The organism is Coleofasciculus sp. F4-SAH-05 (assembly GCF_040222985.1).
In the GTDB taxonomy this organism is placed as follows: Bacteria; Cyanobacteriota; Cyanobacteriia; order Cyanobacteriales; family Coleofasciculaceae; genus Coleofasciculus; species Coleofasciculus chthonoplastes.
In genome coordinates this window covers 30,751-49,868 of sequence record NZ_JAVKBY010000164.1, presented here as the reverse complement: position 1 = coordinate 49,868, position 19,118 = coordinate 30,751, and the positions used below count along the sequence as shown (strand labels likewise).

17 protein-coding genes and 1 pseudogene are annotated in these 19,118 nt (G+C 45.1%); 10 read left to right on the top strand and 8 right to left on the bottom strand.

The features are described from left to right. Positions 1-168: 168 nt before the first annotated feature. Entirely contained in the window at positions 169-1,530 is a 1,362-nt protein-coding gene (locus tag RIG27_RS20170) for a protein kinase domain-containing protein (protein WP_446348089.1), read from the top strand. Between the two features lie 106 nt (positions 1,531-1,636). On the opposite strand, the gene RIG27_RS20165 is transcribed toward RIG27_RS20170, so the two are convergent. Genes RIG27_RS20165 through RIG27_RS20155 form a run of 3 tightly spaced genes read right to left on the bottom strand, consistent with a single transcriptional unit; the run spans position 1,637 to position 3,938 of the window. Continuing rightward, on the bottom strand, positions 1,637-3,292 hold the full coding sequence (locus RIG27_RS20165) for a cation:proton antiporter (RefSeq protein ID WP_446348087.1): 1,656 nt from the start codon (positions 3,290-3,292) through the stop codon (positions 1,637-1,639). Positions 3,293-3,331: 39 nt separating this feature from the next. Beyond that, complete coding sequence (locus RIG27_RS20160) at positions 3,332-3,715, bottom strand: hypothetical protein (protein WP_446347968.1); 384 nt, start codon at positions 3,713-3,715, stop codon at positions 3,332-3,334. Further along, on the bottom strand, positions 3,705-3,938 hold the full coding sequence (locus tag RIG27_RS20155; protein ID WP_446348085.1) for a hypothetical protein: 234 nt from the start codon (positions 3,936-3,938) through the stop codon (positions 3,705-3,707). The genes RIG27_RS20160 and RIG27_RS20155 overlap by 11 nt, the downstream gene beginning before the upstream one ends. A 24-nt stretch (positions 3,939-3,962) precedes the next feature. Here RIG27_RS20155 and RIG27_RS20150 point away from each other — a divergent pair, with 24 nt between their 5' ends. Beyond that, the gene (locus RIG27_RS20150) at positions 3,963-4,505 is read left to right on the top strand and encodes a pentapeptide repeat-containing protein (protein ID WP_446348083.1); all 543 of its coding nucleotides are present in this window, start codon (positions 3,963-3,965) and stop codon (positions 4,503-4,505) included. 671 nt (positions 4,506-5,176) lie between these two features. Here the strand turns inward: RIG27_RS20150 and ald are convergent. Next, on the bottom strand, positions 5,177-6,274 hold the full coding sequence (gene ald, locus RIG27_RS20145; RefSeq protein WP_446348081.1) for an alanine dehydrogenase: 1,098 nt from the start codon (positions 6,272-6,274) through the stop codon (positions 5,177-5,179). A 188-nt stretch (positions 6,275-6,462) separates the two neighbouring features. On the opposite strand from ald, the gene RIG27_RS20140 reads away from it, so the two are divergent. From RIG27_RS20140 to RIG27_RS20110, 7 genes and pseudogenes are all read left to right on the top strand, one after another. Beyond that, entirely contained in the window at positions 6,463-6,633 is a 171-nt protein-coding gene (locus tag RIG27_RS20140; RefSeq protein WP_006101587.1) for a hypothetical protein, read from the top strand. Positions 6,634-7,326: 693 nt separating this feature from the next. Next, positions 7,327-7,620: a hypothetical protein gene (locus RIG27_RS20135; protein WP_446348079.1), complete on the top strand. Its 294-nt coding sequence runs from the start codon at positions 7,327-7,329 to the stop codon at positions 7,618-7,620. Between the two features lie 208 nt (positions 7,621-7,828). Further along, positions 7,829-8,473 (top strand): annotated as a pseudogene (locus RIG27_RS20130) (RNA-guided endonuclease InsQ/TnpB family protein); the annotation flags it as partial. 86 nt (positions 8,474-8,559) lie between these two features. Next, the gene (locus RIG27_RS20125) at positions 8,560-8,889 is read left to right on the top strand and encodes a MerR family DNA-binding protein (protein ID WP_446348077.1); all 330 of its coding nucleotides are present in this window, start codon (positions 8,560-8,562) and stop codon (positions 8,887-8,889) included. Positions 8,890-8,938: 49 nt separating this feature from the next. Continuing rightward, positions 8,939-10,075: a WD40 repeat domain-containing protein gene (locus RIG27_RS20120; RefSeq protein WP_446348075.1), complete on the top strand. Its 1,137-nt coding sequence runs from the start codon at positions 8,939-8,941 to the stop codon at positions 10,073-10,075. A gap of 361 nt (positions 10,076-10,436) precedes the next feature. Next, positions 10,437-13,664: a PAS domain S-box protein gene (locus RIG27_RS20115; protein WP_446348073.1), complete on the top strand. Its 3,228-nt coding sequence runs from the start codon at positions 10,437-10,439 to the stop codon at positions 13,662-13,664. A gap of 183 nt (positions 13,665-13,847) precedes the next feature. Then, positions 13,848-15,155, top strand: a complete 1,308-nt coding sequence (locus RIG27_RS20110) for a sensor histidine kinase (protein WP_446348071.1) — start codon at positions 13,848-13,850, stop codon at positions 15,153-15,155. A 170-nt stretch (positions 15,156-15,325) separates the two neighbouring features. Here RIG27_RS20110 and RIG27_RS20105 read toward each other — a convergent pair whose 3' ends face one another. Further along, the gene (locus RIG27_RS20105) at positions 15,326-15,766 is read right to left on the bottom strand and encodes a hypothetical protein (protein WP_446348069.1); all 441 of its coding nucleotides are present in this window, start codon (positions 15,764-15,766) and stop codon (positions 15,326-15,328) included. Positions 15,767-16,048: 282 nt separating this feature from the next. On the opposite strand from RIG27_RS20105, the gene RIG27_RS20100 reads away from it, so the two are divergent. Further along, the gene (locus RIG27_RS20100) at positions 16,049-16,738 is read left to right on the top strand and encodes a hypothetical protein (protein WP_446348067.1); all 690 of its coding nucleotides are present in this window, start codon (positions 16,049-16,051) and stop codon (positions 16,736-16,738) included. Positions 16,739-17,219: 481 nt separating this feature from the next. On the opposite strand, the gene RIG27_RS20095 is transcribed toward RIG27_RS20100, so the two are convergent. The 3 genes from RIG27_RS20095 to RIG27_RS20085 form a co-directional block, all read right to left on the bottom strand. Further along, positions 17,220-18,554: a nucleoside recognition domain-containing protein gene (locus RIG27_RS20095; RefSeq protein WP_446348065.1), complete on the bottom strand. Its 1,335-nt coding sequence runs from the start codon at positions 18,552-18,554 to the stop codon at positions 17,220-17,222. Positions 18,555-18,735: 181 nt separating this feature from the next. Beyond that, positions 18,736-18,879: a chlorophyll a/b-binding protein gene (locus tag RIG27_RS20090; protein WP_446348063.1), complete on the bottom strand. Its 144-nt coding sequence runs from the start codon at positions 18,877-18,879 to the stop codon at positions 18,736-18,738. A 64-nt stretch (positions 18,880-18,943) separates the two neighbouring features. After that, positions 18,944-19,087, bottom strand: coding sequence for a chlorophyll a/b-binding protein (locus RIG27_RS20085; protein WP_006101425.1), 144 nt, complete (start codon positions 19,085-19,087; stop codon positions 18,944-18,946). Positions 19,088-19,118 lie beyond the last annotated feature (31 nt).

Sequence of the window (19,118 nt, the reverse complement as noted above, 5' to 3'; positions counted from 1 at the left end):
ACATGTCTAATTGAGCTTTTTTCTACTAAATGAGCTTTGACTATTTTTTCTCTGAAATCTACTGAATATGCTTTCATTGGCTATCCAACGCCTTAATCTCTGTTCATCAATTGTACTATGATATAGCGCAAAGCGCTGTATATCCCTGATCCCATTGGTGAAGGGGTGATGAAACACGTCTATTTTACTGCCGATAAATCCTCGGTTATTTGTTTTTATAAAGACCAAAGCGCGAGTTCAGATCCGAATCGGATGGCTCGGTTAGAGAAGATTTTAGATAGTTATAATCCAACTATTGCTCAAAATGGCGATTATTTCCAACAGCTCTTTTGTTGGCCCACGGGGATTGTGGTGCAGCCTCAGTTAGGGTTCATCGCGCCAACGTATCCGCAAAACTATTTCTTTGCTACCGGAAATTTAGCGGGTAAAGAAAAAGAAAGCACTTGGTTTGTTCGCCCCAAACTGCGGCAAATGTTACCAGAAACAGAACGCGGTTCTTGGATTAATTATTTTCAAACCTGTATTCGCCTAGCTAGGGCGGTGAGGCGCTTACATCAAGCGGGATTAGCACATTCTGATTTGTCGAATAAAAATGTGTTGATTGATCCGACATCGGGACAATGTGTGGTGATTGATATTGACTCATTGGTGGTTCCTGGTTTATTTCCGCCCGATGTGTTGGGAACCAGGGGATATATCGCCCCAGAAGTTTTATCGACGCTTCATTTACCCCTTGATGATGCCAACCGCCAACATCCCTCTGCTCGTACTGACCAACATGCCCTTGCTGTCTTACTGTACCAGTATTTACTAGGTAGGCATCCCCTGGAAGGTCCGAAAACCTATCCGGCGGCGTCTGCGGAGGAACAGGAACGTCTGGAGATGGGTTCCAAGGCTTTATTTATTGAACATCCCACGGATATGTCTAATCGACCAAATGATTTACAGCTATCATTTACCGCCCTGGGACCCCATTTAAGCGATTTGTTTCAGAGAGCGTTTGTTCAAGGTTTACATTCACCCAATGAGCGCCCCGCTGCGATTGAATGGGAACGTGGACTAGTCAAAACCTGGGATCTGCTGTTCCCCTGTAAAAACAAATATTGTCCCAGTCATTGGTCTATTTTACATGACCCAGCTCATTTAAACTGTCCATTTTGTGGCTCAAAACCCAAAGGAACTCTACCAATTTTACGGCTGCGTTCAGAACGGCGTCCCGGTCAGTGGACACTTGATGGTCAGCTTGTAGTTTACCATAATCTGACTTTGTTTAAATGGCACGCCTTTGATAATATTTTTCCTGGTGAAGAAGCTGATAAAACGCCTCAAGCTTATTGTGTCTTCTTTGAAGGAAAATGGCTGCTGATCAACCAAAATCTAGTATCCCTTACATCTCCTAGTGGGAACCAAGTTGCACCGAGTCCTCAACCGGGACAAGCGGGACAGGCGATTGAATTAAAAGAGGGAATACAATTCCGGCTTTCTCAGGAACCCCACGGTAGGATGGTTGAGGTTCAGATGGTTAAGTAGGTCATTCGTCATTTGTCATTCGTCATTCGTCATTCGTCATTTGTCATTTGTAAGGGTTTGATGCGTGTTGATAACACTTAATCTAGTTAAGTTTATTTTCACCAACCTAATTATCAAAAATTGCACTTTTTACCGCCAATTCGTTTTGCGGATCTTCCACTAAGATAACCGGCATAGAACTTATTTCTAGAACGGCTTGTGATACGGAACCGACTCGCACTTGTTGCCAAGGTTGATGTCCCCGTTTGCCCATGACAATATCTGCCACTTGATATTCTTGCGCCACCCGAACAATTTCTTCTGGAATGGAACCCTTGCTCGTGATAAATTTATAGCGAATATCACTAAGGAATCGTTGAGTGCGATCGCGCAGCGTTTCTACGTCCTCTATCTCATCACTATTGATCACATATAATACAATCACTTCACCATCTGTGCGTCGAGCAATACTGGCTACTTTCCTTAAAACCTCTGTCGCTAAGGGAGAGGTATCCACCGCCGCTAACAACACGGTATGAGTCACTACCGTTACTTTCGTCGGGTCAACTTCTCCCCGTTCCAATAATTTTGGCGCAAACGTAGGAATCGCCCAAGCACCAATGGGTGCCGTGGTCAAAATGGAAAGCGCTGCAATGGCTAAAATAATTTCTCCCCCTTCAATCCCCCTGGCTAAGGGAATCGCACCAATTGCCGCTTGAACCGTTGCTTTTGCCATATTTCCCGGCAGCAAAAATAGCCGTTCTCGCCCCGTCCAATTACTTCCCACTGTCGAGAGATACCAACCCACGGGACGACCGACAAACAAGCCAATAGCTAACACTAAAAGTCCTGGTAAAATTGTATTCCCTAATACTTGCAGTTGAACGCTAGCGCCCAATAAAACAAATAAAACAATCTCCGCCACAACCCAAAGGCTATCAAATCCACCGCGTAGGCGTCGAGCCAACGGTGCATCCAATTCAATCAAAAAGAACCCCATTCCCATCGCGGCTAAGTAGCCAGAGTAGGGCAGTATTTTTTCTACAATCACCAATAACAACGCAATTCCAGCGGCAATTAAAACATCTTGAACCGTATTTTGGGTCCAATTTTGTTCCGTTAGCAGCGAGACGATTAAACGAGCCGCCACGTAGCCAATCAAGATACCCAGTCCGATTTCAATGAATACTTGCAACGGTAGTAATTGCAACGCCGAAAGTGTAAATCCTCCAGGAAGGGTGATGGTTTCAATTCCGCCCTGACCTAAAAAACTTAACAGTAAACTGAATAAAAGTAATAATAGAACATCGGATAAGGCACTCCCCGTGAGAATGGCATCGGGAATTCCCTTCGTCACTCCCCAACCCAAACGTTTTAGCCGCAGCATTCCTGGAACAATTACCGCCGGAGATTCTGCGCCAATGATGCAACCTAAGAGTAATCCCGTGGGAACGTCAAAGTGAAAAATCCAGATAGCGGCTAACGCGATCGCAATTGCTTCAAACCCCGCAGGCAAAAAGCCTAGCCGCAGCGCTACACTTCCCTGAGAAAGCAGCTTTTCCCGATCCAGCCCTAGTCCCGCTTTCATCAAGATAACCATCACGGCAACCGTTCGCAAACTATCCGCCGCTTCCAGCACATCTGAACTGATCACATTGCCAACTTGTGATCCGAGGATAATTCCCACCAAAATCATACCGATCAACGGTGGCGCACCTAAACGACGGGCAATTTGCCCCCCAAAAAAGCCCATCAATAAAATCCACAATGCGCTGGTTAACATGGAAGATTCTGGTTCTGAGGAAGGATAAGGAACAAATAACTAATTTGACTGACTATCACGACGCCCTAATTCATAAACAGCACCACTGATACAAGCCAGAAGCCCCATACTAATTGCCCAACTTGAACCCAGAGTGATTTCCACACCCCAGTTGCAGCCAGCGCCAACGACTAAAAATGGCACAATGCTGAACAGGGAAGCATAGAAAGCATTTTGAGCTTCTCTTCCCCGACGAGTGCGTTCATATTCCTTCATGGAAGTGTAGAGCGATCGCTCGGCAAAGTTAAACCAGCGATTCAGTTGTTCCATGATCCAGTGGCTTAGCGTCGAGAAGCCCCAGTACAGCGCTAGCGCCCACAACGATGCACCCGCGATCGCTGTCGTATTTAACTCGAATTGAAAGGGCAAAAGTTCAGTGAGCATGAGTTGTTTGGTAAAATAGGGCGACTATTGACTCATTAATGTATCGTAACAAAAAGCAGTTTAACGGATGAGAGGTAAAGTGCAGGGGGAGCAGGGGGAGCAGGGGGAGCAGGGGGAGCAGGGGGAGATGGGGGAGCAGGGGGAGATGGGGAAACAAATGACGAATGACGAATGACGAATGACAAATCCCAGCTTGCGGCAAAATAGGTAAGTTAGACCCCATCAGTTTTAATGTGAAGAAGAAACGATGACTAATGCGAGCCAAAAAGGAACCGAAAACCGCCCCAGTAAAAAAGCTGGGAAACGTTTAGCCATTGGCATAGGATTATTGATTGCACTTTTCGCGTGGATTGTAGATTTGCCTAGCGCGATCGCACAGGAGAATAGCGTCAACTATACGCTTACTAAATTACACTATCGAGATTTTTCCCATCAAAATTTAGAGGGAACCTCGTTTGCAGGTGCAGATCTACGCGGTGCCTCTTTTCGAGGAGCTTCTCTTCAAGGATCAATTCTCACCAAAGCGGCGTTTTTTGAGGCGGATTTAACCGGAGCTAACCTGTCCGAGACTTTAGCCGATCGAGTTGTCTTTGACGGCGCTAATTTAACCAATGCTATTTTTACTAATGCTATTGCCAGTCGTAGCCGCTTTTTTGATACAACGATTACAGGGGCGGATTTTTCCGGTGTAATCCTTGACACCTATCAAATATCGTTAATGTGTCAACGGGCAGATGGCGTTAATCCCGTCACCGGCGTTTCAACGCGGGATAGTTTAGGGTGTCGTTAATTGTAGCAAAAAGCAGAGGGCAGAAGGTTTATTACGGGTAGACGCCAACCCGGAAAGATTTTGTCTATTGAAAAACAACAGCAACGTTTACATTTATGCCAGTAATTTCCTCTGGGGACACAATTTGTTTTAGAGTTGCGCTGACTTACCTAGGTCATCCTCACACCTTTCAGTCGCATAGCTCCCTGTCTTTTATTTGAGGAAATATGAACAATACAGTTAATCGTTGCTGTTGTTTGTTGACGAGACAGATATTCGGGTATACAGATGTTTTGATCTCGTTATCGTTCTTATATTGGAGTTACACTAGACTAGACTCGGTTATCTGTCAGGGAAGCTTAATGGCTTCACTTTTTAACTTTACTCCTTTCTGGTTTTTGTGGACTAGCAATGATACATAAATTTGTTTATTGAAAAATAAAGTAATAAATCGATATAAGAGTTTATGGATAATCCAACTCTTGCCTAAATCCCTCCAGAGAAGCCCCCTGGGAACAGTTACAGCGATGGCGATAAATCATACGGAATAGACTTTACAGGTTTAATGGGCGCAAAACTTTGCGCCCTGTAAGCTGTTATGCATTTAAATTGGGTATTAGTAGCGAGCAAGATGCTCGCCCTACATACAAGGATTAGTCATTATTGACATTAAGGTTTATATGCCGAACAGCTTATGCCTTCGCGTTACTTAAATCAGGAAAAACCTCCCGCACCGCCGAATGAACCAACTGATGATTCTGGACATTCACGCCCTTTGCTAACGCCAAATCTGATCCGACAGCCTTGATTCCTTCATTGGCTAACTTGAGGACATAGGGTAACGTACTATTATTGAGGGCTTGAGTCGAACTCCAAGGTACAGCACCGGGCATATTGGGGACACCATAATGGACAACCCCTTCATCTATATAGGTGGGATTCGTGTGTGAGGTAGATTTCAAGGTTTCAATACATCCTCCCTGATCCACCGCCACATCAACAATTACAGCACCCGGATGCATTTGTTGCACCAAGCTACGAGGGACAAGAATTGGCGCTCGACGCCCCGGAACTAATACCGCCCCAATCAGCAAATCGGCTTGGGGAACGACGGCTTCAATTTGGGCTGAATTACTGTAAAGGAGTTCAACTCTGGAACCAAACAGGGTTTCTAAGTAGGCTAGACGTTCAACATTAATGTCCAAAATCTGAACTTGAGCGCCCATTCCTACGGCAATCTTCGCCGCTTCTGTGCCGACAACGCCACCCCCAAGAATCACCACCTTACCGCGTCTCACCCCAGGAACACCCCCTAAAAGCACCCCGCGTCCCCCTTGCTGGCGTTCCAGAAATCGAGCGCCAAATTGGACAGAAAGACGACCGGCAATAATGCTCATCGGTGTCAGCAATGGGAGACGGCGATCAGGAAGTTCCACAGTTTCATAGGCGATCGCACAAACACCACTATCGATTAAACACTCGGTCAACGGGCGATCCGCCGCCAAGTGCAGGTAGGTAAACAGTAATTGTTCTTTCTGTAAATAGGGATACTCCGACGTTAGCGGTTCTTTCACCTTAACCACCAGTTCCCGATTCCACGCCTCGGCTGCTGTGGCGACAATCTTAGCGCCACTATGCTGATAGTCTTGATCAGTAAAGCCCGCACCCGCTCCCGCCTGGGTTTCAATCCAAACCTGATGTCCTGCTTCCTGTAAGACGCGAACACTACTAGGACTCAAGCCGACTCGAAATTCTTGGTCTTTTGTCTCTTTGGGTACACCGATTTCCATCGTTTTCCTTTATGTAATGCAGTTTTCAGACGTTGTGCCATAAGGACTAAGCGTATACTCCTGGCGCGATCGCACAACACTGTTGTTGAATTTGGTATCACTTAACTGTATAAATTCTGTCCTTGCTTGTTTAAATGTTAAACTTAGTAAAGAAATATAACTAAATCATTACACCATCCTTGGCAACTATGACACAACCCCAACCCACAACCACTCCCCAACTCGCCGAACCCAAGTTCGGTTTCAATGAATATGCTGAACGTTTGAATGGTCGAGCCGCGATGATTGGCTTTGTCTTGACCTTGGCGATTGAATATGCTACAGGTCAGGGACTGCTAACGTGGCTAGGTTTGCAATAATACTCTGACCGGAAAACCGGGATCAGGTTCCCCGTCCTTCTAGGACGGCTTTTTTATGTCCTTTATCCAATCTCGAACCACCTCTGAAAGCATCCTATCCGTTTGCTTGGCATATTGTTTAAGCGTCTCAAGCTCTCTATCTGAAAGCCTTACCCTTAGTATCTTTTCCCTGGGCATTGTAGTATTTATTGTGCTACAGTATGATGGTAGTCTAGCACAGGCGAAAATTCGTGAGTATCGCCAATCAATGCTGATCACCTAAAGTGATGCTAGTACATGAGGCGCGAGTAACCTCTTAAAAAACCCATGGACTCAAAAGAGTGCCGATACCGCCAAAAGTGCACGACTTGCGTTAGTCACAAGACTAGAACAATGTACTGTAGGGCATACGGGAACATAGGGAAAGAGAGAGAACGGAAGTATAAGACACTCTCGGTAAAGTACCATTACGCTTAGGGAGACAAGCCCTCTGGGGTTATCTAAGTTAGGCTCAATACTTGGTGGTTTTCTACGGGTATTTGGTTTAAGTATTGCCGCAAGGATAGATAGCTATAAGGTGTGTCGTGGAACTAAGAATCCCCGTACTTATAGGACGGGGAGTGTCAATATGGATGAGGTTAATCCGTCGATTGATCGGATAACCTAGAAGTAGATAAAGTACTTACGTGGAATAGAGATAAATAACCAACCGTGATGAATGCCTTAGGACCTCGATTCTGGAAGTTAGCCTACCGCAAAGAGCCGATTTCTAGCTTTATTGTCACTGTCGGCGCTGTCGATGCCGTCATTGGCGGAGTTGGTGAACGCTGGTCACTGCTAACATTTGGGTTAATGATGGTCATGTTAGCTGTAGGTTTACGCTGGTGGCAAAGCCAACGTCGCCAAACAGAACTAGCTGAACAACCCGTAACCCATTATCTGCCATCAAGTCCTTCCCGTCCACCCTTACCGATGCTCAGTACCAGCAAGCGTCATCCCCACCGCTGATGCTTTTTTGGTGCAAGTCGGGTGTATAGCAGAAGGCTCCAGGGCAGAAGGGTTCTTACTGGTACGTGGCATTTGAACCATTCAATCTGTCTTAACCTTTATGGCAACCGCTATAATTTTTCGGGAAACTAAAGAAGACAGAGGCGGATTGGCGGGAATGACGAGCAAAACAACATTAGAGCGATTGTATAAAATTGGCGAAGTTGCCCTAGGATTAGATGTTGGGTTGAACCATTTCTATACTGATTCTAACGGACAGACAGTTGACAATCCAAGATTTCCTCAGAAATCGGAGAAACAACTTAAGCGTCTTCAGAAGCGAGTATCTAAAAGGTTTAAGAAAGGTCAACCTCAATCTAATAACTACAAAAAGGCTAAACAAAAGTTAGCCAAGAAACACTTGAAAGTCAGTAGGCAGCGTAAAGACTTTGCGGTAAAGATTGCATTGTGCGTAGTCCGGTCTAACGACTTGGTAGCTTATGTAGACGCGCCAGCGGCTTGCCGAAGGCTAGACTTGCAAGTGCGGAACATGGTAAAAAATCATCACCTGGCTAAATCTATTAGTGATGCGGCTTGGTCTGAGTTTAGACGTTGGCTTGAGTATTTTGGTAAGGTTTTTGGTGTAGCAACAGTTGCCGTTAAACCTCACTACACCTCTCAAAATTGTTCTAATTGCGGTTGTCTTGTGAAGAAAACGCTTTCAACCCGGACGCACAAATGTCAGTGTGGATGCGTTTTAGACCGTGATTGGAATGCCGCAATAAACATACTCAAGGAAGCACTTCGTACCGTGGGGCACACGGGAACATTCCAGGAATACTGGATAAACGCTTCGGGACAACTCGCCCTATAGCAGTGTTGATGAAAATCAATACTCGCTTGGTGATTGGATGAACGAAGAATCCCCCGCGTTTTCAACCGGGGGAGTGTCAAGAAGAGGTGGGTTTACTGACGCCAACGACAACCCGTTCCGAATCAGGTTATCGCCTGTTTACCGAACAAACCCTGAATCGGTTAGCCTTTATCAAGCGATCGCAATCCCTCGGACTTAGCCTGAGTGAAATCCACGAAATCCTTGAGGTTCACGACTCCGGGGAATTACCCTGTGGTGCAGTGAAGCAACACTTGCTGCATAAAGTCGAGGAAATTAACCAGCAAATTCAAGCCCTAGAACTACTTCAGTCAGAGCTTTTAGGCTTACTCTCAGGATGGCAAGAGCAGCCGCCTTGCGATCGCGTCGCTGAAACGATCTGCCCAAACATTCAATGAATTATGATAATTCCCTGTTCCCTGTTCCCTGTTCCCTGTTCCCTGTCAAATGATCAATAACAAAGGGGCAATTTTAATTTTAATCGGAGTCATGATAAGTTCGGCGACTATAAGCCATAAGGCAATAAGTCAGCCTTTACCTGTACCCGTTGCGCCACCACGTCCGGAAAATCCTGCCCAACCGCCGCCTCCTACACCAACCAATCCACTCAATCCCGATAATTTATCTCCACCTCAACCTTTCTCCTCTCCTGAAGCCTGGAGAAATCCGCGACTAATTTACACCTTTACAGGTCATAACACAGCCGTTGATTCGTTGTTCTTTAGCCTCGATGGAACAATTCTAATTAGCGGCGGTAGTCGTAACGATGGCAAAATTAAATTCTGGCAGCTAAAAACAGGTCGAGAAATCGACAGCCTGCGAGCGCAACGAACTTCAGTATCTGTCCTAGGCTTATCACCCGATGGAGAAACCTTGGTCAGTTCGGGTACAGATTCTGCGGTTAATCTTTGGAACTGGAGAACCGGAGACTATATCCATCAGTTTCGTGATCATACCAGCAATGTTTTATCCTTGGCAATTACGCCAGATGGTCGCACCTTAGTCACAGGCGCTTTAGATGGAATTCGACTATGGGATTTAACCAAACAACGTCGAATGTACACCTTAGTGCGTTTCGATAACCAGACCTATGGACTGGCGATTCACCCAGATGGAGATATCCTGGCAAGTGGTCATAAGTTTGGTTCAATTAAACTCTGGAATGTAAACACAGGACAGTCACTCAATCGGATTAGCGCCCATCGTGGTTCAGTTAATGCCTTGGCGTTTACACCCGATGGACAAACATTAGTCAGTGGTAGTTATGATCGCACGATTAAAGTCTGGAATCTCAGAACTGGACAATTAGCACAAACTCTTTCGGGACATACCGGGCGAGTCTGGGCTGTGGCGATTAACCCCGATGGTGAAACCCTGGCAAGTGCCAGCCGTGACGGGGTGCGGTTATGGAATTTAAGAACCGGTGAACTGTTAGCGTTACTGACAGCCCATGAAGATTGGGTGCATTCCGTTGCCTTTAACCGGGATGGTACACTCCTAGCAACGGGTGGATTTGATCGGCAAATCATGATTTGGCAAATTTCTCCCGTGAGTGGTGAAGAGTTGGCACAACGTTCTCAGTAGAGGCTTGGTTACCAAGCCCCTACTTCACCCCGTCAAATGTCAAGCCTAGATCCACCTAAGATTTCCCCCGTACAGCCGTTTTCACTTAAAGGAAATCTAGTATAAACTAGAGGACGAACGCTATAAAAGCTTAGCTGACGATAAAGCCAAGTTAATCTTGGGAAAAGAAAAGCTAATCAGCCGGAGCAAACGACGCTCACAGAAGACGCGATCGCGAAGCATCCAAGGGTCTGTTGTGAGTAAAACAGTAAACGGAAAAAGTCAAGCAAAATTAATTTTTCTTCAGAAATAACCATCTGATCAGCAGGCTAAGTTGCTTCTGTTCGTCCGTTTTGATGTCAAAACATTTAACCCTAGAACCTTGGTCTCTTGTTTTATTGATAATTCCGATAGTCTATCCATGGTGACGGTGATTGAGTTGTGCCAAGCCATCTCTGGAGAAATTAGACTACAGCCATTGCTCTCAACTTTAATCCAGATAGCCTTTGAGACGACAGATGCTCAAAGTGTTACCCTGATTTTGCCTCAGCCGGAGGGTTTAGTCATAGCGGCTAGGGGGGTAAGGGGTACGACTCCAAGCATTTTGCCCCTGACTCCCATCGAATCCAGCCCGGAGATTCCCCGGATGCTGGTTGAATATGTATGGCATCATCCAGATATTTTGATTGTCTCAGATGATACGACAGATGTTAAACGATGGTCAACGATCGCACTGAATCCGGGAGATGAGGGAGAAGAGGGCGGATTTAGTACCATCAGGGCGGGAAAAAACGATAATAGTGAAACCCGCCCCTATAATCCATGCTCTCGAGGGCAGCAAAGGGTCAACAACCAACAATCAACACCTCCCCAACTGAGTGTATTATGTGCGCCATTAACAGTTGGTAATCAGGGAATTGGTATTCTTTACCTAGAAAATAATCAAGCCAGAGGCGTATTTACGTGCGATCGCCTAACTCTTGTCCAACTCCTGTGTGTCCAAGCTGGATCTGCCCTCAAAAATGCCCAAGCCTACGAATCCCTGGAAAACTATGCACGAAACCTGGAGAAAACAGTAGAACAGCAACAGCAACTGTTACAACACAATACATCATTTTCTCATTCTATTGTTGAAGATCAAAGCGAACTCATTTGTCGGTACAGCGCTGATGGCAAACTCACCTTTGTCAACGAAGTCTATTGTCGCTATTTTAGCAAAACTCCCGAAGAACTCATCGGGTATCATTTTTTTCCTCTGATTTATCCTGACGATCAGATCAGAATCGAAAACTGTATCGCTAGCTTGACTCCAGATAATCCCGTCAATACAGTCGAACACCGGGTCATTCTAGAAGGGGATAAAATCCGTTGGCAACAATGGAGTAATCGGGCTATCTTTGATCAGCAAGGTCGATTACTGGAATTCCAGGCAGTCGGACGAGATATCACGGATTGCAAATTAACAGAAGAACGACTGCGCCATAGTGAAACCCGACTCAACACAATCATTACCAGCACCTGCGACGGGCTTATGATCGTCGATCAACAAGGTCGAGTTCGGTTCGCTAACCCTGCTGCTGCCAATCTATTAAATCAGGAAATGGAGCAGTTAATCAATTATCACTTTGGACTGCCGATTAGTGTCAATCAAACGGCAGAGTTGGGACTAATTGGTGGTAATGAACAACTCAGGTTTGCTGAAATGAGTGTGGTGGAAACTGAATGGGACGGTGAGTCAGTTTTTGAGATTTGCTTACGGGATGTCACTGAACGTCACCACGCTGAAGCCGCATTACGGGAAAGTGAAGAACGCTTCCGGGCAATTTTTGAACAAGCTGCTGTAGGGATTGCTTTAGGTACACCATCAGGACATTTCATTCGAGTCAATCAACGATTTTGTGATTTAGTTGGATATGAGGCGTCTGAATTATTAGAACTCAGTTTCTCAGAACTGACTCATCCGGATGATCGAGAAACTGCACTCAATGATTTAACTCAGTTATTGGTCGGTCAAAAATCGACCTATTATCGAGAGAAACGCTTTATTCGTAAAGAGGGTCAGTGGCAATGGGTGAATATTTCTGTATCCTTGGTACGCACGTGGACAGATGCTCCCAATTATATTATTGGTGTGGTTGAAGATATCCAACAGCGCAAGCAAACCGAAGCCGCCTTGCAACAGGCATTAGATGCTGCAGAAGCGGCAAACCGAGGGAAAAGTGAGTTCTTGGCGAATATGAGTCATGAACTACGTACTCCTCTCAATGCTATTTTGGGCTTTACTCAACTCATGGCACGGGATGCGTCTCTCAAGCCCGATCAGCTAAATTATGTGGGCATTATTACCCGTTCCGGTGAACATTTGCTGGATTTGATTAATAATGTCCTGAATATGTCCAAAATTGAGGCAGGTAGGATTTCACTGTCAGAAAATAGCTTTAATCTTTATAGTTTGATTAATTCAATTGCCGATATGTTGCGCCTGAAAGCTCAATCTAAAGGGCTACAACTGATAGTTGATCGCACCGCGAATGTGCCGCACTATGGGGTAACCGATGAGGGTAAATTGCGGCAAATTCTGATTAATTTAGTTGGCAATGCCGTGAAATTTACCTCACAAGGTCAGGTAATTTTGCGGGTGCGAGAACTCTCTGATCCGGTAATCCCCTCACTCAACCAAAATTCTCAAACCCGTCTGTTTTTTGAAGTTGAAGATACAGGGGTTGGCATTCCTTCTGATGAACTATATACCCTATTTCAGGCTTTTGTACAAACCAAAACCAGTCAGCGATCGCACTCGGGAACAGGTTTAGGTTTAGTCATTAGTCGTCGGTTTGTCCAGTTGATGGGAGGCGATATCACCATCGATAGTACTCCCGGTCAAGGTACAATAGTAAAATTTGATATCCCCATTGGCATTGTTCCCCAAGACCAAATTCCTCGCCCATCCTTAAGTCAGCAGGTTATTGGCATTGCCCCCGATCAACCCAGCTATCGGATTTTAGTGGTTGAGGATCAATGGACAAATCGCCAAGCTCTGGTTAAGTTTCTGGAATCCCTCGGATTAGATGTGCGAGAAGCTGAGAATGGTCAAGTTGCTGTCGCTATCTGGGAAAAATGGCATCCTGATTTGATTTGGCTGGATATGCGAATGCCTGTAATGGATGGGTATGAAGTAACCAAAATGATTAAATCTCATCATCGGGGAAAAACAACCGTGATTGTTGCCTTAACCGCTAGCGCATTTGATGAAGAACGCACCACTATTTTAGAGGTAGGTTGTGATGATTTTGTCGCCAAGCCCTTCCGAACGGATACCATTTTAGAGAAAATGGAACAACATTTAGGACTCCGTTATCGCTATGAAAATGCTACCCCATCCCCATCCGATACCGATACACCGATATTAACCCCTGAGGATTTAAAGGTGATGCCGACGAATTGGATTGCCCAGTTGCACCAAGCCGCAATCCAGCTCAATAGCAAGCAGATTATTCAGCTTATCCAACAAATTCCCCCAGAACAGAGGTTATTCGCTAAGGCATTAACCAATTTAGTTAATAATTTTCGTTGTGATGTCATTATGGATATAGCGCAAAAGGCTAAGTAGGTGGGAAACATTAAAGTGAACGACTGTGATCGTCATTTGTAATTCGTCCTTTGCTCCCGTAGCTTCCAGACGTAGCATGCTACGTCTCTACATTACCCAGACGTAGCATGCTACGTCTCTACATTACCCAGACGTCGCTACGTCTCTACAACCCCACCTCCCCCTTGGCAGCCAGACTTACTTATGAACAGTTATCAGCCAAAAACCGCAAAAGGAATTATTTTAATCGTTGATGATACACCCGATAGCTTACGTCTGTTGGAAGCCGCACTGACACGATATGGGTATGAAGTTCGCAGTACAGTCAACGGTGGTATGGCATTAACGGCAGCAAAAGCGGTAGCCCCGGATCTGATTTTGTTGGACATTAAAATGCCCGACATGAATGGCTATGACGTTTGCTCAGCCTTAAAAGCGTCACCCGTCACTCGTGATATTCCGATAATTTTTATTAGCGCCTTAGATGAAGTCTTTGATAAAGTCAAAGCCTTTGCCTTGGGAGGGGCTGACTATATTACTAAACCTTTTCAATTTGAAGAAGTTTTGGCGCGTGTCGATCATCAACTGACGATTCGTCAACTTACCCAGGATTTAGAGCAACGAGTTGAAGAACGAACCGCCCAATTAAAACAAACCTTACAGGATTTACAACAAGCCCAAGTTCAGCTTATACAGGTGGAAAAGATGGCAACACTGGGTCAACTGGTAGCCGCCGTAGCCCATGAAATTAACAATCCTGTAGGGTTTATTAATGGAAATCTCAGTTGTGCCAAGGATTATACGAACGATCTGATTTCCCTGGTGCGTCTGTATCAAGACAAATTTCCCCATCCCGGAACTGAAATCGAACAAGAAAGTCAAAATATTGAACTTGATTATTTGATTGAAGATCTGCCCAGTATTTTATCCTCAATGAAAAAAGGAGTTGATCGTCTCTTTCAGTTAAGTATCTCTTTGCGAACCTTTTCTCGTTTGGATGCTCATACCAAGGTAGTCTTTAACATCCATGATGGAATCGAGAGTACACTATTAATTTTAAAGCACCGCCTTAAGGCAAATGATAAACGTCCAGCAATCGAAGTGATTAAAAACTACGGCGAATTACCGCCTATTGAGTGTTATCCTGGGCAATTAAACCAAGTTTTTATGAATCTTATTGCTAATGCGATAGATGCATTAGATGAATTACAGACAAAGAAGTCCGAGGAATTGAATAAAGACTATCTGCCTCAAATTAAAATTGATACCGACATTCAGTACGATAAAGAAACTGTTATTATTCGGATTCGCGATAATGGAATAGGAATGCCAAGTCAGGTAAAAGACTGCATATTTGATAATTTTTTTACTACCAAACCCGTGGGCAAAGGAACGGGTTTAGGCTTATCGATTGCGCGTCAGATTGTAGTCGAAAAGCATGGAGGTTCCCTGGATTTTAGTTCCGCATTAGAGCAAGGAACCGAGTTTGTGATTGAGTTGCCCATGTCATAAGTCGTCTTTTGGTCTGTCATTTGTCATTTGTCATTTGTCATTTGTCATTTGTCATTTGTCATTTGTCAATTCACAATTGTAGGGGCGGGTTTAGGGACTAAATTCTGCTAGTCACCGATAAATGAACAACAAAACCCGCCCTGATTCATAACTTGTCACCCCTTCAGGGGTTAATTGTCTTGATGGAGGAAATTCGCGATCGCGTGATTAATCTGTGTGCGATCGCTCTTGTCTCGTCCAAACGCTGCCGCATGACCATAGACTGAGTTTAGCACCATAAGTTGGGCATGAGGAATAAGTGCCGCTTCTGCAGTAACATCAGCGACAGCAAAATAAGCATCCGTGCGAATAGGTAGAAAAAGAATCTCTGCTTTTATACTTGCCAAAGCCTTTTCTAACGATTTATTCATACCGGGTGTCAAACTAACATCATGACTTGCCCAAGTCTGAAAGTGACAGAATAAGTCATTCGCATCTTTTTCATGATAGCGGGTGCGCCATTTTGCCAGAAATTCATCCAACGAATTTGCCTGAGTATCAGGATACCTTTGATACACCTGTAAAGAATAAAACTCTGGCGAAAAAGCCCAAGGTGCCCAAGCTTCAGACATACGCGAAAGTCCCAGCAACGGAGGTTCTGTATAATTGCCCTCCTGAAACGCCGGATCAGAGAACAAGGACTATCAATTTGAGCTGCACACGAGCTTAATTACATATATTTTTTACAATAAAAATTTCATCAAATACTCTTAATTCCTCTGCGCCCCTCTGCGTTAACCTCTGCGTCCCTCTGCGTTAAAAAATAAGTCTCAATCTCACCATTATTGGGAACCTTTACCTAAAAAATCAGTCAACTTTACACATAATCATCTTATTATGGCAGGCATATTTCCATGTTAAATTATCGCTGGCAATCCAAACTAGCCGTACTGATGACGCTAGGCATAACCACAACAGCCTCACTTCCCATCCTCATCGCCATACCCGCAACAGCAAAACCCCAACCTTATCGTATCGGGCAACTGTTTCCCTCACAACCCACTCCAGTCACCCCTCGTTCTACACAGGTAAGCATACCATCGGGAACAATTATTACAGTTAAGTCTGAGGAAGCGGAAAAAATAGTCGTTACCCCAGATGAAACCGCACCCATCACCCTAACAATTACCCAGCCAATTCGTTCTTCAGCCGGAACCATTTTAATTCCCGCCGGGAGTCAAATTGAGGGAGAATTACGTCCCGTAGAAGGTGGTACTCAATTTATCGCTAAACAGCTAATCCTAAAAACCAATAATCGAGAATTGCCGATTGAAGCGACATCAGCCATCATTACAGAAACAGAAACAATCGATAACGGAACTGATGTAAGTAGTATTCTCAAAAATGCCGCCATTGGTGCAGCCGCCGCCGGGGTTTTGTCAGAAATCTTTGGCGATATTGATTTAATTGAAGTTTTAGTCGGTGCTGGATTAGGCGCATTAGGCGGACTACTTTTAGGTGGAGGCGAACAAGCGGAAGTTTTCGTGATTTACCCAGAAACCGATTTAGACTTAACCTTAGATAGCGAGTTAGTTCTTAGATAAGGCAGTGGTTATTTGTAGGGGCGGGTTTTACGGTTATCGGTTGCGGGTAGACACAGATGTAAATAAACCCGCCCTTCCCCAAGGTTCATGCAGAAATAAAACCAAATTTTATAACCTGAAGGGGTGACAAGGGATGTGAAGGATAAGCAGGGTGTCGGGAAGATAAAGGATTAGATGGGATGTTTTTTGGTCGGTTCTGACAGTTCGGGATCTTACTCTAACTAACCTGGAGGTGGGCAAGAGCCAAAAACGATAACATCAGCACTTCAGGGTTGATCACTCTTGCCCACCCTACATCTTTCATTCAAGTTAATGGTTTAGATCACACGAATTTGTAGAACACGTTTATTTGTAGGGGCGGGTTTTACCGTTATCAGTTGCGAGTAGACACAAATATGAATAAACCCGCCCTCCCCTAAGGTTCATCCAGAAATAGAACGAATAACAAAGGACAAATGACGCATGACAAATAACCAATTCATCAAAAAAATAAAGCCGAAAACACACAAGCCATAATTAACCCCGTCGCATCTGCCAATAAAGCCGCCACCAATGCATAACGGATACGAGTAATGCCAACAGCGCCAAAATAAACCGCTAACACATAAAACGTTGTTTCCGTACTCCCCATCATCGTTGAAGCCAAAAACGCACTATAGGAATCCGGCGCTCGTTCCACGATTTCACTCATAATGCCAAACGCCCCTCCCCCAGAAAGAGGACGAATTAACGCCATCGGTAAAACTTCAGCAGGCATACCGATTAAACTGGTGATCGGATTTAATAGAGTCGAGAGTGCTTCCATCGCCCCCGACGCCCGAAACATACCAATTGCCACTAAAATAGCCACTAGAAACGGAATAATCCGAATCGCAATCTCGAACCCCTGTACCGCCCCTTCTGTAACCGCTTCATAAACTTTCACCCCGCGTCCAACCCCATAGGCGATAATCAATAAAATTAATGTGGGAATCAGCCAATAGGAAATAAAATCTTGGTTGAAGAAACCACCTAAACTTTGGCGGATTATCACGCCATAAACCATGGAAAAGATGAACCCCGCAATAAACCCCCAGGCGATAATTTTAGAAATTCGACCCGCTGGATACAATAAATGGGAAAAATCAGGTTCTTCAACGGGTTTAACCTCATCCTCGGTTTGCAGTACCGTTTCCTGTTCTGAACTATCCGCGATAGGCGTATCGGATACTTGACTCCGTTTGCGTAAAAACAACGCCACTAACACCCCAACCAACGTCGAACAAGTCGTAGACAAAAATGTCGGTAGCCAAATAGCAGCAGGATCACTACTATTTGCTGCCGCCCGCACACCAATTACACCTAGGGGGAATAGGGCGACACTGGATGTATTAATCGCCAGAAACAGACACATCGCATCCGTTGCTGTTCCCGGAAACGGATTCAACTTATTCAACTCCACCATCGCCTTGATGCCAAATGGAGTCGCCGCATTCCCCAACCCCAGCATATTGGCAGAAATATTCAGAATCATCGCCCCCATCGCCGGATGGGTGGGGGGTACATCGGGAAAAAGTTTCACCATTAAGGGTTTGAGCAGAGTTGCCAGATTGTACATCAACCCTCCGGCTTCCAAAACCCGCACTAATCCTAACCAAAGCGCCATCACGCCAATCAAACCAATGGCTAACTCGACAGCCGTTTTAGCAGATTCAAAACTGGCGTCAGTAATGGCTTGCATCTTGTCGGTATACCCAGCAAATAGGATAGCTACAGCAATAAAGCCGACAAAAACAATGTTGATAGCGCTGGGCTTCCTCGATGGTTGGGAGGACATACTGAATCACCGTAAATAGACAAACTCATAGAATAACGGCAAAAGACCGAAGGCAAAAGCCCTCAGTCTTTTAATCGCTCTATAAGAATCAGTTCTAGATGCCTGTCGGCTACCAACAGTTCAGTCAGTTCGTAGGGATACGAAGCGTTCTCTAGGAAAGAATTAGGTATCGCTGTCTAAATTACATTAAGCCGATTTGCTGGAGAATGCCTTGCCCGGTGAGCAATTCGGTGGCGATACCGATGACGAAGCCCAGCATCGCCAAGCGACCATTCCAGGTTTCCGCAAATGAGGTAAAGCCAAACTTGGTTTCTTGTTCTTGCATAATTCTTCCCTCTCAATACCTTTGGTGTACGTTCTTGCCTTGTCCAATGACCCGTCTCGGTGGATTACATCAAGCCGAGTTGCTGGAGAATGCCTTGCCCGGTGAGCAATTCGGTGGCGATACCAATGACGAAGCCCAGCATCGCCAAGCGACCATTCCAGGTTTCCGCAAATGAGGTAAAGCCAAACTTGGTTTCTTGTTCTTGCATGAGTGGTGTCTCCTGTATCTGTCTCTGTAAT

Coding starts and splice junctions, on each gene's coding strand:
- RIG27_RS20170 (WP_446348089.1), top strand. CDS start 169: ATGAAACACGTCTATTTTACTGCCGATAAATCCTCGGTTATTTGTTTT.
- RIG27_RS20165 (WP_446348087.1), bottom strand. CDS start 3,292: ATGTTAACCAGCGCATTGTGGATTTTATTGATGGGCTTTTTTGGGGGG.
- RIG27_RS20160 (WP_446347968.1), bottom strand. CDS start 3,715: ATGCTCACTGAACTTTTGCCCTTTCAATTCGAGTTAAATACGACAGCG.
- RIG27_RS20155 (WP_446348085.1), bottom strand. CDS start 3,938: ATGGGGTCTAACTTACCTATTTTGCCGCAAGCTGGGATTTGTCATTCG.
- RIG27_RS20150 (WP_446348083.1), top strand. CDS start 3,963: ATGACTAATGCGAGCCAAAAAGGAACCGAAAACCGCCCCAGTAAAAAA.
- ald (WP_446348081.1), bottom strand. CDS start 6,274: ATGGAAATCGGTGTACCCAAAGAGACAAAAGACCAAGAATTTCGAGTC.
- RIG27_RS20140 (WP_006101587.1), top strand. CDS start 6,463: ATGACACAACCCCAACCCACAACCACTCCCCAACTCGCCGAACCCAAG.
- RIG27_RS20135 (WP_446348079.1), top strand. CDS start 7,327: ATGAATGCCTTAGGACCTCGATTCTGGAAGTTAGCCTACCGCAAAGAG.
- RIG27_RS20120 (WP_446348075.1), top strand. CDS start 8,939: ATGATCAATAACAAAGGGGCAATTTTAATTTTAATCGGAGTCATGATA.
- RIG27_RS20110 (WP_446348071.1), top strand. CDS start 13,848: ATGAACAGTTATCAGCCAAAAACCGCAAAAGGAATTATTTTAATCGTT.
- RIG27_RS20105 (WP_446348069.1), bottom strand. CDS start 15,766: ATGTCTGAAGCTTGGGCACCTTGGGCTTTTTCGCCAGAGTTTTATTCT.
- RIG27_RS20100 (WP_446348067.1), top strand. CDS start 16,049: ATGTTAAATTATCGCTGGCAATCCAAACTAGCCGTACTGATGACGCTA.
- RIG27_RS20095 (WP_446348065.1), bottom strand. CDS start 18,554: ATGTCCTCCCAACCATCGAGGAAGCCCAGCGCTATCAACATTGTTTTT.
- RIG27_RS20090 (WP_446348063.1), bottom strand. CDS start 18,879: ATGCAAGAACAAGAAACCAAGTTTGGCTTTACCTCATTTGCGGAAACC.
- RIG27_RS20085 (WP_006101425.1), bottom strand. CDS start 19,087: ATGCAAGAACAAGAAACCAAGTTTGGCTTTACCTCATTTGCGGAAACC.